Below are 14,995 nucleotides of genomic sequence, written 5' to 3'. Positions count from 1 at the left end.
GACTGGGATGACTTCAGGTTTTAGGCAGGGTCACGCCTTGTTGACCTTGATATTTGCCGCCGCGATCTTTGTATGAGGTTTCGCAGACTTCGTCGCTTTCGAAGAACAACACTTGGGCGCAGCCTTCGCCAGCGTAAATTTTCGCCGGCAGCGGTGTGGTATTGGAAAACTCCAGCGTCACATAACCTTCCCATTCCGGTTCAAACGGGGTGACATTAACGATGATGCCACAGCGCGCATAGGTCGATTTCCCCAGGCAAATGGTCAGTACGCTGCGCGGGATACGGAAGTATTCCATGGTGCGTGCCAAGGCAAACGAGTTCGGTGGGATGATGCAGACATCGCCACGAAAATCGACGAAGGATTTTTCATCGAAGTTTTTCGGGTCGACAATGGTGCTGTTGATATTGGTGAAGATTTTGAATTCATCGGCACAACGGATATCGTAACCATACGAGGAGGTGCCGTAGCTGACGATGCACTGGCCATCGGCGCGTTCGCGTACCTGACCTGGCTCAAACGGTTCTATCATGCCGGTTTCGGCGGCCATGCGACGTATCCACTTATCTGATTTGATGCTCATTGCCATTCTCCTGCCCAATTAATCGTGCTTGCGATTTTACGCGAAATCGGCAGTCCAATCCGGCTTTATTCCCGCACAGGCAGGGGAGCCATAGGGGCGCGCAGCAGCAATCAACTCCTTATCTGGTGGAACCCAGGACGGCTAAAAAAAATTTGACGAGATAAATCTGTCTGTGTATTATTTAATTATGACTACAGTAACTAGCGATGGTTGAATGATGACTACGGTGACTAGCGAACTTTTAGACTCACGGCTTGAGACCATAGAAACACGGATAGATGGCAGGATATTGTCTTTAGAATCAAAAATCGACGCCAAATTTTCAAGCGTCGATGCAAAATTTGCGGAAATTCGCTCTGATATCCAAAAAAGCTCCGACATCTTGCGTGTAGAGATGCATAAAAATACCGCCGACATGATTAAATGGATGATCGCTACCGCGGCAGCACTGGGTGTTGCGATGATCACGGTCATGAGTTTTGCTCTCAATAATGCCAGGCCAAAGGCTACTGCGCAACAAGTCACTGAGCCAGTAACTTACCTCAGTCAAGCGGCGCAGCCGCTACCGGCGGCCACGCCGCAGCAAACCCCATCAATGCAGTAAGCGCAATCGCGCGCTTCGGCATTTTTTACGTCGCGCGCATTTCAGCCGCGGCCGTCTTGATGGCAGCACGAATCCGGTTATACGTACCACAGCGGCAGATATTTCCACTCATCGCCGCATCGATGGCGGCATCATCGGGCTGCGGATTACTGGCCAACAGCGCTGCCGCACTCATCAACTGACCGGACTGACAATAGCCGCACTGCGGCACATCATGCTTGATCCAAGCGCGCTGCAAGGCCTGGCCTTTAGTACCCGCCAAGGCTTCGATGGTGGCCACCTGATGACCGGCAGCGGCTTCCAGCGGTAACTGGCAACTGCGCACGGCAACACCATCGAGGTGCACGGTACAGGCACCACATAAGGCGGCACCGCAGCCGAATTTGGTACCGATCAGACCCAATTCATCGCGCAATACCCAGAGTAAGGGCGTATCGGCTTCGGATTGGCATTGGACTGCTGTGCCATTGACGTGCAGACTGGTGGTCATGAGATCTCCTGAGTAGCGTGACGGCCGGTGGCCGGCTGCGATTTATTTTTTGTACGAAGGGAAAAACAATTGCTGACCGTCGAGCTTGAAGCTGGCGATCTTACTCTGCCCTTCGGCCGAAGTGATCCACTCGATCAAGGCGCTGGCACCATGAAAATTGATGTCTTTGTATTTCGCCGGATTAACCGCAATGATACCGTAGGGATTGAACATCTTCGGATCGCCCTCGAGCAGCACGGCCAAGCCGGTCTTGGCTTTATAGGCAGCGAAGGTGGCACGATCGGTTAAGGTGTAGGCATCGAGTTGGGCTGCCATGGTCAATACTTCGCCCATACCAAGACCAGCCGAAATGTACGCACTGCCGCTCGGTTTGACGCCGGCCTGCTGCCAATACGCGCGCTCCATTTGATCGGTACCGGATTGATCGCCGCGCGAAACGAACTTTACTTTAGCGGCGACGAGCTTACGCAAACCGCTCATCAGTTCATGCTCGCCGCGCAAGCCGGCCGGGTCGGCGCTCGGGCCGACCAGAATGAAATCGTTGTACATCACATCGCGCCGATTGACCCCATGGCCGGCGGCGACGAATTGATCTTCGGCTGCGCGCGCATGGACCAAGGCGACATCGACGTCGCCATTCTTGGCCAACTCAAGTGCTTTGCCGGTACCGACAGAAATGACTTGTACCTTGATATGGGTGCTGGCTTCAAATGCCGGCAACAGCACCGTCAGCAAACCGGAATTGTCGGTACTGGTGGTAGTTGACAGGCGCACCACTTCGAGAGCGGAGGCGGCGCTGCTCCATGCCAGCAGCACCAAGGCGGAAAAAATAAGACGTTTCATCAGCATCACTCCTCAAATAGCTGTCTATTTTCGCACGGAAGCGCCTCAGCTCGCTGTGGTTGGCGCAAAACGCTGGACGCGGCGACCATCGATGTCGAGCATTTCAAAAAATACCGTTTTCGGTCGGGTCCACACTCGCCCATTAGCGCTGCGGTACACGATCACCGCGCTGAGATCAGCTTCTTGGGTCGCCTCACAGACAAACTCATAAATGCCGCCTTTGTAGTGACGAAAGCGCTGCCCGGCCAGCAAGGGTGCCGGGGTCGGGGTCGTCGCCGTCTCGGCGGCGGCGACGCTGACTCTGGACTGGTAATGCTTATTGAGGTAGTCATCGACTTTCGCCGCACTCAATTTATTCACCGCCACCAGCAAGTGTGGATCGACCGCGCTGGCGCGATACTGTTGTTGTAAGCGCTTGGCCACCGCCAGCAGCAATTGCGCCGCCACTTCGGCATCGGCTTCGGCCCGATGCGCCGTGCCGGCGAAGCGGATGCCGAGCGACTGCGCCAAGCGTCCCAAGGCATAGCTCGGCAAGCCAGGGAAAATGCGCCGCGCCAGCTTGACCGAACAAATCAAGCCGGTGTGACGCGTCGACAGACCCAGTCTGGCACTTTCGGCCAATAAAAATTTTTCATCAAAACTGGCATTGTGGGCCGCCAAGGCGTCGCTGCCGATGAAGTCAACGAGTTGTGGAATAACAACATCGGCTGGCGGTGCCTTTTGCACCATCTGTTGGGTAATCCCGGTCAATTCGGTGATGAAAGCCGGAATACGAACGCCACAATTGATCAGCGATACAAAGCGTTCCGTCACCACCCCGCCCTGTATGCGCAACGCCGCCACTTCGGTGACACGGGCCCCTTGATCCGGACTCATGCCGGAGGTTTCAAAATCGATCATTACTACAGGTTTTTCAAACATCGTCTCAATCCACGGTGTGCCGTCAAATTGCGCGGGCCATTCGGGCGCGGCGCTAAGCGTCAATTCAAAGGAAAATAACTTTTCATTTGACGGAACCAAATTAAAAAAATAGCATCATAAAATTCGCTGGTAAATTTCCTGCCAGCCATACGCTTTTCTGCGCGCAAAAACATCGAACCAAGCAAGCCCAGATGCCGTCGGCGCTGGCCTTAGTATGGCAGCAAGGGCGAGCGACGCAAAGCACCACCCCCTGCATTATCAGCGTAATCATGAAAAATTTCATACAAAGAAGATTCACACTGCCGGCCAACGATCTGTTTCACGATCATGTATACCGGCGCTTATGGAGCTCGATACTCATCAGCAGCTTCGGTGCGCAAATCACCATGCTGGCTTTGCCGCTGACGGCGGCAGTGATGTTACATGCGAGCGCGACGCAAATGGGTCTGCTGACCTTCATGGAAACGCTGCCGTTTGTCTTGCTCTCGCTACCGTCCGGTGTGTGGCTGGACCGCGTGCGCAAATTGCCCGTCTACGTGGCCGGCGAAAGCCTGATCGCGCTGGCCGTGCTCAGCGTGCCACTGGCGTGGTGGTTGGGCTGGGTAGGGATGGGCTGGTTGTATATGGTTGGCTTTCTGATCGGTTGTGTCAATACCGTCGCCGGAACAGCAGCGCAAATCGTCTTGACCCAGATTGTGCCGCGCGAGCGACTGGTCGAAGCCCATGCCAAAAATGCTCTGGCCAGTTCCGGTGCCGAAGTCGCCGGACCGGCCATGGCCGGCGCCTTGATCAAAATCTTGGGCGCACCGATCGCCCTGATTGCTGACGCCCTGCTACTGCTGAGCTCGGCCGTGATTCTACGCGGCATCCGTGTGCAAGAGACAACTCCAGCGCGCAGTGACAGCCATTTCTGGGGCGACCTGAAAGCCGGAGTCCAATTTGTTGCGCATAAGCCCTTGCTGATCGCGCTGGCCTGCACAGTTGGTGCCTGGCAATTTTTTTATAATGCCGCCTTGGTGGTGCAAATTCTGTTTGCCACGCGCGTGCTCGGCTTATCCGAGCAAGCGGTCGGTCTCAGTTATATGGGCATGGGTATGGGCACGATCGTGGCCAGTCTGTTCGGCTACCGCATCAGTCGCCAACTCGGACCTGGCCCTTGCATGGTGCTCGGCATCGGCCTGTGCGGGCTGGGCTGGAGTTTGGCGGCCGTCGCGCCGGCCGATGGCCGCGGGATTGCCGTGTTCGGCTTCATGCTGATGTGCTTCGCGACCGGCGGCGTGCTGATTTTCATCAATTTTCTGGCCTTGCGTCAAGCGGTGACGCCGGCACCCCTGCTCGGCCGCATGACCAGTACCATGCGCTGGCTCATCTTGATACCAGCCGGCCCCGGCGCACTCGCCGGTGGCTGGATCGGCCAGTATGCCGGCTTGCGCGCGGCGCTCGGGTTTGCCGGCGGCGGTGCCTTACTGCTAGCCCTGATCGCTTGGCATCATCCGGCGATACGCTCAATTCGCGTGCTGCCTGAGCTTAAATCTGATCCGGAAATGCCACAAAACTGATTTCTCGATTGCAAGTGTGTGATTAAAAGCGAGATAATGCCCGCTCTGTAATATATTAACGAGCGGGCACGGCACAACGCGGCACGCAAGCGGGTTCATGATCGCTACGGCAATGAATCTTTCGAGCATCAAACCAGGTCTTCCCATGTCAAACCCTCCATCCGAATCATTTCAACCGTATATACCGGCAGCGGCCCAACTGCCGGAGATGACGCCGCGCGCCTTGATTATGGGCGTCATCCTCGGGATGATTTTCGGCGCTTCCTCGCTGTATTTAGTGCTCAAAGTCGGTCTGACTGTAAGCGCATCGATTCCGGTCTCGGTAATCGCCATCACCTTGTTCCGGCTCTTCAACAAATTCGGTGCCAACGATTCCAGCATCCTCGAAAACAGTATCACGCAAACCGCCGGCTCGGCCGGTGAATCGCTGGCATTCGGCTTGGGCGTCACCATGCCTGCCATTATGATTCTCGGTTTCGACCTCGAGATATCGCGTGTGATGCTGGTCGGTTGCCTCGGCGGTTTGCTCGGTATCTTGCTGATGATCCCGCTGCGCCACACCATGATTGTAGCAAACCATGGTCAATTGAAATACCCGGAAGGCACGGCCTGCGCCGAAGTATTGAAAGCCGCCGCCACCGATGCTTCGCGTGCCGCTGCCGGTGAAAACAGCAATCCGCATGCGCAGGAAGATGCGAATCAGCGCGCCAAAATTATTTTCAAAGGCTTTGCCATCGGCTTGCTGTATAAAATCGTCAATGTCGCTCTGAAAGCTTGGAAAGACACGCCGGAAGTGGTGTTCGGTGCGCCGCTCAAGAGCGCTTCCTTGGGCGCGGAAATTTCCCCCGAGTTGCTTGGTGTCGGTTACATCATCGGCCCACGCATTGCCGCTGGCATGGCCGCCGGCGGGGTGATGTCGTACATGTTGCTGATCCCGTTGATCAAATTTTTCGGCGATTCGCTCAGCGTTCCACTGGCGCCGGCCACCAAGCTCATCAGCAGCATGGATCCGCATGATATTCGCAGCGCCTACGTGCTGTATATCGGTGCCGGTGCCGTCGCCACCGGCGGCTTGATCAGCTTGCTGCGCGCCTTGCCGACGATTTGGCGCAGCATGCGCAGCGGTTTGTCGGGTTTGCGCAAACAAAAAACTGCCCGCAACACGGCCATGCCGCGTACCGAACAGGATATTCCACTGAAGTGGGTGTTCATCGGCGTGCTGGCGATTATCGCCGTCATCACCTTCTCTGCCCCGCTGCACATGAATTTTCTCGGTGCGCTGCTGATCCTGTTGTTCGGTTTTTTATTTTCCACCGTCTCGTCCCGCTTGACCGGTGAAATCGGTTCTTCATCCAATCCGATTTCGGGCATGACCGTCGCCGCGCTGTTATTTACCTGTTTGATCTTCTTGTTGATGGGTTGGACCGGTGGGCAATACTACGTCACCGCCCTCTCGGTCGGGGCCATCGTCTGCATCGCCTGTAGCAATGCCGGCACCACCTCGCAAGATCTGAAGACCGGTTTTTTGGTCGGTTCCACCCCGCGTTTGCAGCAATATGCGATTCTGGCCGGTGCCTTGTCATCGGCCTTGATTCTTGGCCCTATCCTGTTGAAACTCAATGATGCCGGCACGGTGTATGTACCGATTGCTCAAATTGCCGCGGGCTTGCAAACCGATGCGGCGCGCTTAAGCGAAACGGCCGCTTTACAAGGCCCGCAAGCCGAAACCGACCATGCCGTGTATCGGGTCTGGCATAAAACCGATACGGTCGGCGCACCGGCCGGCAAATACTTGGTGGCTGCCGACGGCAACGTCGTGTACTTGGTCGATCCCGGCATCAACGGCAGTTACAAGCAACGTCCCGATGGCAGTGAAGTGACCAAGTACGACGCCCCTAAGGCAGTCTTGATGTCGTATATCATCAAAGGCATTCTCGACCGCCAGTTACCGTGGACCTTGGTGCTCTTCGGTGTGGTGATCGCGCTGATTCTGGAAATGGTCGGCATTCCTTCTCTCGGCTTTGCCGTCGGCGTGTATCTGCCCCTGTCGTCGTCGACACCGCTGTTCATCGGCGGCATGATACGTTGGTTGGTTGACCGCCGTAACAGCAAGCTGGCGCAATACCGCGATTTAAACCCGGAACAAATGCAAGCAGCCGGCGACCGCAGTGCCGGCGTGTTGCTGTCGTCCGGTTATATTGCCGGCGGGGCCTTGGCCGGGATTGTGATTGCGTTTTCCGCCGGGCTCCTGAGCCATGTCGATAAGGCACTGGAAACTTGGGCGCTGGCGCATAACCCTTTCTTCCAAGGCAGCCATGCCGATGCGCTCTCGATGATTCCGTATCTGCTCATCGCCGGCCTGTTGTACTGGGTCGGGCGCGAAAAAAATCGTGCTGCGTCGTAAGCACACAAAAAAGCAATAGCAGCAAACAATAAGCGGATGCGAGCCCAACTCGCATCCGCTTTTTTGATCCCGATTGGCCTTACAATGGCACACCTATCTATTTACCAGAAAAAGCATGAGCATCTCTCCTATTCTCGATTCTAAAAATCAAGCCGTCGCCGTCGGTGACATCGTGCGCGTGCTCAGCTTGAGCACCGCCTTCATCAAAAGCTTTCCGGAAGAGGAAAGAATACTGATCGAATCGATGGCCGGACAATTTTTTAAAGTCATCGCGCTCGATGAAGATGGCTACCCCTGCGTCATGCGCGAGTGGCATGATGAACACGGTATTTTGCAAACCCATGTAATCGGGCTTGATTCGGAAGAGATGGAAAAGATTTGAAGCTCGACCAGTGAGCGCAGCACTGGTCGCAACAGCCAGCGTTTACTGGATGTAATTGAACAGCGATAAACTCGAAATTTTCACAAACGACTGCTGGGCCGCTTGCAAAGTGGTTTGCTGCATAGTCAATTGGGTGATGGTTTTGGCGTAATCGATATCCTGTATCGATGACAAGCTCGCCTTGTAAGCCAAGTCAGTAGTGGCACCGGCATCGTCGAGGGTACTGATTTCCTTCATGCTCGAACCACCCTGAGCACGCGCGACGAGCACATTATTAATCGAGGCGTCGAGATTATTATTCGCCTGCATGAGAACTTTATTGAGATTACCGCGTCCGGTTGAATCAAGCACCGGGGTTTTAAGGGCATTGATCGCATCGGTCAGGGTTTCAAAAATATTCTGATTTCCCGGCTGTACCGTGAAATTATCCCCGGGTGCCGGCGCGGCGGCCAAGGTCACGCTGACGCCATCAAACTTCACCACTTGGGGTGTAGTCGCGCCGGTATACGGAGTACTCGGCACCACGAGGGCACCGGTCGTGGTGTTGGTGACGGTGAAATTGACACCGGTATTGTCGAATGCGATCTTATAGTTATTTCCAGTCAAACTGGCTGCCGTGGCCGGATCAACTACCGCGGCGGCCGTCGTCGTGCCGGTATTGGCGCTGCCGGAGACAATATTGAATTGATTGGCCGAGGTGCGGATATTGCCGAAAATTTGATCGCCGGGCGCACTCATGGGTATTTGGCGCGAGGTATCGACTTGTAAAGAACGCTGGCCTTGATCACCGTTATAGGTGGCACCGCCGGCGGTTTGTGTATAGGGCGCGGTGGTAGTCGAAAAACCGGAAAACAGATACGAGCCGGTGGCATCGGTGGAATTGGCTTGACTGAGCAGTGAGCTCAAGTTGCCCTGTAATTCGGTCGCCAGCGCGGCACGGTCGCTGTCGGCCAAGGTGCCGTTACCGGCATTGACGATCAGGGTCTTCACATTTTGCAAGGTGGTGGTGATATTACCGAGCACGCCGTCGGCAATGCCGAGATTATCATTGGCATATTGTCGATTGACGCCATACTGTTCGTTGATCGCCTGCGCTTGGGTGATCACCAAGGCGCGCGCCGAACCGATAGGGTCGTCGGCTGGCGACAAAATTTTCTTGCCCGATGCCGCTTGTTGCTGAGTACGATTGACGGCCGATTGCAAATCACTGATTTGCGAGCCGCCATTCTGAAACAGCATGCTGGTACTGATGCGCATAATAACCTCTACTGTCCGATGGTCAACAGTGTTGCAAACAACTGGCTGGCCAGTTGCATTAATTTTCCAGCCGCCTGATAGGCTTGCTGGTATTTCAATAAATTCGATGCTTCCTCATCCAGATTCACGCCCGATACCGATTGCTGCGCATTCGTGGCATTCTTCAGCAAGGCCGTTTCGGAATCACTGGTGACTTGCACCTCATTGGTTTTATTCCCGATCTGGCTGACGAACTGCGCATACGCGCCCTGTATCGTGGTGGTACCGCCGATGAGACCGGTCTGAGTCTGAATTTTTTGCATCAGCAAGGCATTGCGGTTATCGCCAGTACCGCTGGTATTGGGACCGACATTGAACACATCACCATTGGCCGGTGTGCCAGTGAGACTGAAGCTGACACCACTGTAACTGTAGGTCGCCCCATTACTATAGGGAACCGCGGTGCCGGCCGGATAAGTCGTGGCCGTAGCGCCGTTGGTCACGGTGACATTCGCCGTCGCCGGAAAGCCGCTCAAAGTCGCGGCGGCGCTGTTAAAAGTCAGTTTGGCCGTGGCTACTGGTGTCGACGCCGACAAAGTGAAGCTGTCGCCAGTGCTCGGTGCAGTACCATTATCTTTAATGGAAAAACTCATGCCATTGACGCTGATGGTCGAACCACTGCTATACGGCACGGTGGCAGGTGGCGGGTAATTGGTGGTCACTCCTGCGACCGTCTGCGCCACCGTGGCACCGGCAGGGAAACCGCTCAAACCGGTACCGGCAGTGTAAGTCAGGCTGACCGGCGTGCTGACCGCACTCGCGGCGAAGGAATCATCGGTTTTCACCGCACTGATGCTGGCAGTCAACGATGTACTGGCAGCGGCAACGGCGGAATCGAGCGTGCCGCCAGTGATTTTTCCAGTGCCGGTATTGGTCGAGGGGAAGCTGGTCGAATAGGGCGTGCCGACCGCGAATTTATTCGGGTCTGTCAAGGCGACCGCGAAACTGGAAGCGGCACCGGCAGTCGGACGAATCAAGAAACTGTCGCCAGCCGCCGGTACCGCGGCAGCCGGTGGTGGCGATAATTGAAAATTGACGCCGTCAAAATTAATCGGCAAGCTCGCGGACGATTGCGTGACCCCATCCGACATGCGCGTAACGACGTAGTTACCACCGGCGAATTTTAAATTGTAATCACTGGTCGTGAGCGCGGCAACATTGGTGATCGAGGCACTGATACGGGCTGAACTGACGTTGGTGACATTGGGCGTCGACACCACTGGGTTGATGTTGAAAATATTCGTGCCGGTGGCACCGTTGAGATCTTGTCCAAGGCTTTGCTGCTCATTGATGGCCGTGGCAACGGCCACCGCCACCCGACCTATCGAATTCTGGGTAACGTCCAGTACATTGCTGCGAAAATCATACAAGCCGCCCAGCGTACCCCCGGGTAAGCCGTTTTCCGGAATCGGCACCACTGCGCCGTTCGAGACATAGGCCACTTCGATGCGCGTCGGATCAGTCGGGGAAATCGCCGTTTGCAAGGGATTTGGCACGGTACCCATCACCAGCGGCTGACCGTTACCAATAAAGACATTAAATTGACTCCCTTGCGGAACCACCGACACCGAGGTCATCTTACTTAACTGGGTCACCAGCAGATCGCGTTGGTCGAGCAAATCATTCGGCTGTCCGCCGCTGGAACCGCCCTGCGCCTTGCTGATCGCATCATTCAATTGGGCAATCTGGGTGGCATAGCCATTGATGGTGCTCACGGCCGAGCTGATCTGCCCATTCACATCGGTACTGATTTGGTTGACTTGGTTTTGCAAACCATTGATACGACCGGCCAAAGATTGCGCCGAAGCTAACGCTGCCTGACGTGCCGCAGCACCGGCTGTGCCATTCGGGCTGGTGGCCAGATTTTGTATCGAATTGAAAAAGGTCTGCAAAGCCGGCGACACACCGGCCGTCGGGTCGGCCACCGTCGTATTCAAACCATTGATCTGAGATAGAAAGGCATCGGCCTGCCCTTTAGATGTGGTCGCGGCATTGACTTGCAAAGTGATATATTGGTCATACTGGCGTTGAATTTGACTCACCGACACGCCCTGCCCGACAAAGCTGCCGCCGACATTTTGCGCGGGATTGGCGGTTTGAATCGTCACTTGGCGACTGTAACCAGGAGTTGATGCATTAGCAATATTTTGACCGGTAGTACTGATCCCCAATTGCGCTGCAGCCAACGCCGATTGCCCGATGTTGAGAATATTTACACCCATGATTCAACCTATCTATGTGCTGATGTGCCGATGTACAAAGTAACACCGAACACTATGTTGTCGGTGCAATCGGGAAAAACTTTAATGTTATTGAGGAATAATGCCAAAACAAAAGCTTTCCTCAAGCGGAAAGGTTCTGTTTGATCAAACGACTGAGCTTGTTGGCATACTGCGGATCGGTGGCATAACCGGCTTTTTGCATGCCGACGGCGAAGCTGCTGGCATCCTTGGAATTGGCGATGACATTACTGTAACGTGGATTATTCGACAACATATGGGCATAATCTTTGAAGGCGTCACTATAACTGTCATAAGCCTTGAATTTTTCCACGCGGCGCTGCGCCACCCCATTGACGTATTCGGTTGTGACGGCGTCCACCGTTTTGCCCTTCCAAGCGGAGGTGGCTTTCATGCCGAACACATTGTGACTCTCACTGCCGTCGACGGTTTTAATTTGCTTTTTACCCCAACCAGTTTCCAAGGCGGCTTGGCCGAGCATGAATTTGGCTGGGATACCAGTAGTCTTGCTGGCTTCTTCGGCATGGGCCGCGAGTTTTTTCTGGAATTCACGCGCCGGACTCTCGATGCTGGCTTCGGTCTTGCTGGCGGTGGACGCCGGCTGATCTAATTTGACGTTCTTGAGATAACTGTCGATGGCGCGGGCATTCGATGCCGGTACAGAGCCATCTTGCGTAGCTTGTAACACCTTATTGCCAGCATTGAGCGTCATTTGCTTGACCAAGGCGTCGGCCAAGCCAACCCCACGGTCCGCCATTTTTTGCGTCAGTTGCTGATCGAGCATCGAGGTAAAGGTGCGCGTTTGTTCGTTATCGAAGGGACTGTCCTGACCACCGGCCTGACGCATAGACTTGAGCATCATGTTCATGAACAAGGCTTCAAACTGCTTGGCGGCGGCGCGGATCGATTCCGGCGAATTATCTTTGACCGTGTTTTTCAAGCCATCGAGACTACGTGAGTCTATGGCCAGGCTTTGATCGGAAAGAGCGGGTCCTGCAATCATGATACGGCCTTTATATGATTTCCAATTCCGCGCGCAAGGCACCGGAAGCTTTCATCGCCTGCAAAATCGCCAGCAAATCCTGCGGCGTGGCGCCGATAGAGTTGAGCGCCTTCACCACGTCGGACAAGGAAGTCCCCGCTTTCAACAATTGTAATTGCCCGGCATCTTTGGCGATGGTAATGGTGGAATTGGCCACCGCTGCAGTTTGTCCGGCAGCCAAGGCATTCGGTTGACTGGCGCTGTTATCGGTATTGATGACGACCGACAAATTGCCATGCGCCACCGCGCAGGCGTCGAGCGTAACGGCCTGGTTCATGACGATGGAACCGGTACGGCCATTGAGTATGACTTTGGCCACGGTTTGCGCCGGCGTGACATCAATGCTTTCCAATGCACCGAGAAATGCTACTCGCAGATCGGCACTGAGCGGCGCTTTCACTTGGATCGCGCGGCCATCGAGTGCGGCGGCAGTATCGGCACCGAAGCGGCGGTTGATCGCGTCCACCACCCGACTGGCCGTGGAAAAATCGGAGGTATTGAGTTCCAACTGTATGGTGGACCCCTGCGCCAAGGCATTCGGCACCGCCCGCTCGACGGTGGCACCGGCGGCGATACGGCCGACATCGAGATGATTGACCTGGGCTTTACTGCCGTTGGCAGAAGCACCGACACCGCTGACGAGCACACTGCCCTGCGCCATCGCATAAATCTGACTGTCGGCACCTTTCAATGGCGTCATCAGCAGCGTCCCGCCGCGCAGACTTTTTGCATTCCCCATCGATGACACCGTGACATCAAGGGTTTGGCCCGGCTGAGCAAACGAGGGCAAGCTGGTCGTGACCATGACGGCCGCAACGTTTTTGAGTTGCAAGCTCGTTCCAACCGGCAGCGTCACACCCATTTGCTGTAGCATGCTGACGATGCTCTGCACCGTAAACGGGGTTTGCGTGGTTTGATCACCACTGCCATCGAGCCCGACCACGAGACCATAGCCAAGCAGCTGATTCTGCCGCACCCCAGCCACGCCGGCGAGGTCTTTCAGACGCTCGGCATGCACGGCACCGCTGGCCGTGCCGACCAGCGCCACGACGGCACACAGACGAAGCACAGCAACAGCGTAACGGGATAGGGACGAGATAGTCATGGCTCTGCCAGTTAATTACAGGGGAAGGAAGCTGAGGAAAAAGCGCGTCAGCATGGAAGTCATTTCCGCTTGATCGAGATGCGAAGTCGAGCGGTATTCAAATTTCGCGTCAGCCACTTGGGTCGACGATAATGCATTGCCGGCCGCGATCGTTTGCGGATTAACGACACCGGAAAAACGCACGAACTCGCCACCCTTGTCAAAGCCAAGTTGCTTCTCGCCGCTGACGATCAAATTCCCGTTGGGCATGACATCGATGACGGTAACGGTGATCGTGCCGGAAAAATTATTACTGGCATTTTCGGCACCGGCTTCGCCGAATTTATTCGCACTCGTTACCTTCAAACCACCTTGCGCAGCGGTTGTGGCTGGCATACCGAAAATCTGCGGCGTGGCGAACGAGACGCTGCCCGATTTACTACCCGAAGTCGCCGAAGTTTTACCGGCCGTGGTTTTTTCGCTGAGATTAATCGTCAAGACATCGCCGACCATCCGCGCCTTAGCATCTTCGTATAAAGGCCGATACGAAGCAGTCTGAAAAATCGCTCCATTGACTTCGCGCAGCGGCTTGGCCGATTGCGCCGGCAAACTCATGGGCTGACGCACGATAGGCGTTGGCGTGACGGCGCAGGCGCTTAAGCCGGCGGCGCACAACAACATACAATAGACACTGTTTCTCATGGCGGCTCCTGTCACACTTTACATTTGCGATAAACGCGTCAACATCTGATCGGATGTGGTGATCGCTTTACTGTTCATTTCGTAGGCACGCTGGGTCTGTATCATATTCACCAGTTCGGAAGCGACATTCACGTTCGAGGTTTCGATGTAATTCTGCGCCAACGAACCGGCACCGTTGGTGCCCGGTGTATTCGTCGCTGGTGCGCCGGAAGCGGCGGTTTCGGCATACATATTCGCACCCAAGGCTTGCAAACCGGCCGGATTGATGAAAGTCGCCAGTTGCAAAGAGCCGACCTGTACTGGGTTCACCGAGCCGGGCTGGGTTACCGACACCGTACCATCGAGTCCGACGGTAATACTTTGCGCATTGGCCGGAATCGTGATCGCCGGTTGCACCACGAAGCCACTGGCCGTCACCAATTGCCCTTGATTATCACTTTGAAACGAGCCATCGCGCGTGTAACCGGTAGAACCGTCCGGCATCAGGACCGGGAAAAAACCGTCGCCCTGAATCGCCACGTCTTTGCTGTTACCGGTTTGCTGCAAATTACCCTGAGTAAAAATTCGTTCAGTCGCAACCGGCCGCACCCCGGTACCAAGTTGCAAACCCGATGGCAATTGTGTTTGCTGAGAGCTTTGGGCACCCGGTTGACGTAAAGTTTGGTATAACAAATCTTCGAATACGGCGCGCGAACCTTTGAAACCGGTGGTACTGACGTTGGCGAGATTATTCGAAATCACGTCCATCTGCGTTTGCTGCGCATCCAAACCTGTCTTGGCAATCCATAAGGAACGTATCATTTGTTTTCTCCCTTGACCCTTGACGGCCAATTATCAGTATTCAG

The 14,995-nt window shown here is 55.1% G+C and carries 14 protein-coding genes; 4 read left to right on the top strand and 10 right to left on the bottom strand.

The annotated features are described in order from the left end of the window. Positions 1-13: 13 nt before the first annotated feature. The gene (gene dcd, locus RHM61_RS14380) at positions 14-583 is read right to left on the bottom strand and encodes a dCTP deaminase (protein WP_322247985.1); all 570 of its coding nucleotides are present in this window, start codon (positions 581-583) and stop codon (positions 14-16) included. Positions 584-800: 217 nt separating this feature from the next. On the opposite strand from dcd, the gene RHM61_RS14375 reads away from it, so the two are divergent. Further along, positions 801-1,187 carry a hypothetical protein gene (locus RHM61_RS14375; RefSeq protein WP_322247984.1) on the top strand — a complete coding sequence of 129 codons (387 nt, stop codon included), beginning with the start codon at positions 801-803 and terminating at the stop codon, positions 1,185-1,187. 25 nt (positions 1,188-1,212) lie between these two features. On the opposite strand, the gene RHM61_RS14370 is transcribed toward RHM61_RS14375, so the two are convergent. From RHM61_RS14370 to RHM61_RS14360, 3 genes are read right to left on the bottom strand one after another with little or no spacing between them, the layout of a single operon-like run. Continuing rightward, positions 1,213-1,677, bottom strand: a complete 465-nt coding sequence (locus RHM61_RS14370) for a (2Fe-2S)-binding protein (RefSeq protein WP_322247983.1) — start codon at positions 1,675-1,677, stop codon at positions 1,213-1,215. Between the two features lie 42 nt (positions 1,678-1,719). Further along, on the bottom strand, positions 1,720-2,520 hold the full coding sequence (locus RHM61_RS14365) for a substrate-binding domain-containing protein (RefSeq protein ID WP_322247982.1): 801 nt from the start codon (positions 2,518-2,520) through the stop codon (positions 1,720-1,722). Positions 2,521-2,565: 45 nt separating this feature from the next. Then, on the bottom strand, positions 2,566-3,441 hold the full coding sequence (locus RHM61_RS14360; protein ID WP_322247981.1) for a DUF1653 domain-containing protein: 876 nt from the start codon (positions 3,439-3,441) through the stop codon (positions 2,566-2,568). A 269-nt stretch (positions 3,442-3,710) separates the two neighbouring features. On the opposite strand from RHM61_RS14360, the gene RHM61_RS14355 reads away from it, so the two are divergent. The 3 genes from RHM61_RS14355 to RHM61_RS14345 all read left to right on the top strand — a co-directional run bounded on the left by RHM61_RS14355 (position 3,711) and on the right by RHM61_RS14345 (position 7,786). Beyond that, a complete protein-coding gene (locus tag RHM61_RS14355) occupies positions 3,711-5,000 on the top strand; it encodes an MFS transporter (protein WP_322247980.1) in 1,290 nt (429 codons plus the stop codon). Between the two features lie 145 nt (positions 5,001-5,145). Next, positions 5,146-7,404 (top strand): OPT family oligopeptide transporter, encoded by a 2,259-nt coding sequence (locus RHM61_RS14350; RefSeq protein ID WP_322247979.1) that lies wholly within the window; start codon positions 5,146-5,148, stop codon positions 7,402-7,404. Positions 7,405-7,519: 115 nt separating this feature from the next. Next, a complete protein-coding gene (locus tag RHM61_RS14345) occupies positions 7,520-7,786 on the top strand; it encodes a hypothetical protein (RefSeq protein ID WP_322247978.1) in 267 nt (88 codons plus the stop codon). A gap of 42 nt (positions 7,787-7,828) precedes the next feature. On the opposite strand, the gene flgL is transcribed toward RHM61_RS14345, so the two are convergent. From flgL to flgG, 6 genes are all read right to left on the bottom strand, one after another. Further along, positions 7,829-9,043, bottom strand: a complete 1,215-nt coding sequence (gene flgL, locus RHM61_RS14340; protein ID WP_322247977.1) for a flagellar hook-associated protein FlgL — start codon at positions 9,041-9,043, stop codon at positions 7,829-7,831. An 8-nt stretch (positions 9,044-9,051) separates the two neighbouring features. After that, positions 9,052-11,304 carry a flagellar hook-associated protein FlgK gene (gene flgK, locus RHM61_RS14335; RefSeq protein ID WP_322247976.1) on the bottom strand — a complete coding sequence of 751 codons (2,253 nt, stop codon included), beginning with the start codon at positions 11,302-11,304 and terminating at the stop codon, positions 9,052-9,054. Positions 11,305-11,425: 121 nt separating this feature from the next. Next, a complete protein-coding gene (gene flgJ / locus RHM61_RS14330) occupies positions 11,426-12,325 on the bottom strand; it encodes a flagellar assembly peptidoglycan hydrolase FlgJ (RefSeq protein ID WP_322247975.1) in 900 nt (299 codons plus the stop codon). 10 nt (positions 12,326-12,335) lie between these two features. Next, positions 12,336-13,469 carry a flagellar basal body P-ring protein FlgI gene (locus RHM61_RS14325; protein WP_322247974.1) on the bottom strand — a complete coding sequence of 378 codons (1,134 nt, stop codon included), beginning with the start codon at positions 13,467-13,469 and terminating at the stop codon, positions 12,336-12,338. Positions 13,470-13,484: 15 nt separating this feature from the next. Next, positions 13,485-14,150 (bottom strand): flagellar basal body L-ring protein FlgH, encoded by a 666-nt coding sequence (locus tag RHM61_RS14320; protein WP_322247973.1) that lies wholly within the window; start codon positions 14,148-14,150, stop codon positions 13,485-13,487. An 18-nt stretch (positions 14,151-14,168) separates the two neighbouring features. Then, positions 14,169-14,951, bottom strand: a complete 783-nt coding sequence (gene flgG, locus RHM61_RS14315) for a flagellar basal-body rod protein FlgG (RefSeq protein ID WP_322247972.1) — start codon at positions 14,949-14,951, stop codon at positions 14,169-14,171. Positions 14,952-14,995: the final 44 nt, after the last annotated feature.

Source organism: Undibacterium sp. CCC3.4 (assembly GCF_034347425.1).
GTDB lineage: Bacteria > Pseudomonadota > Gammaproteobacteria > Burkholderiales > Burkholderiaceae_D > Undibacterium.
This window is presented reverse-complemented; position numbering and strand designations above follow the sequence as displayed.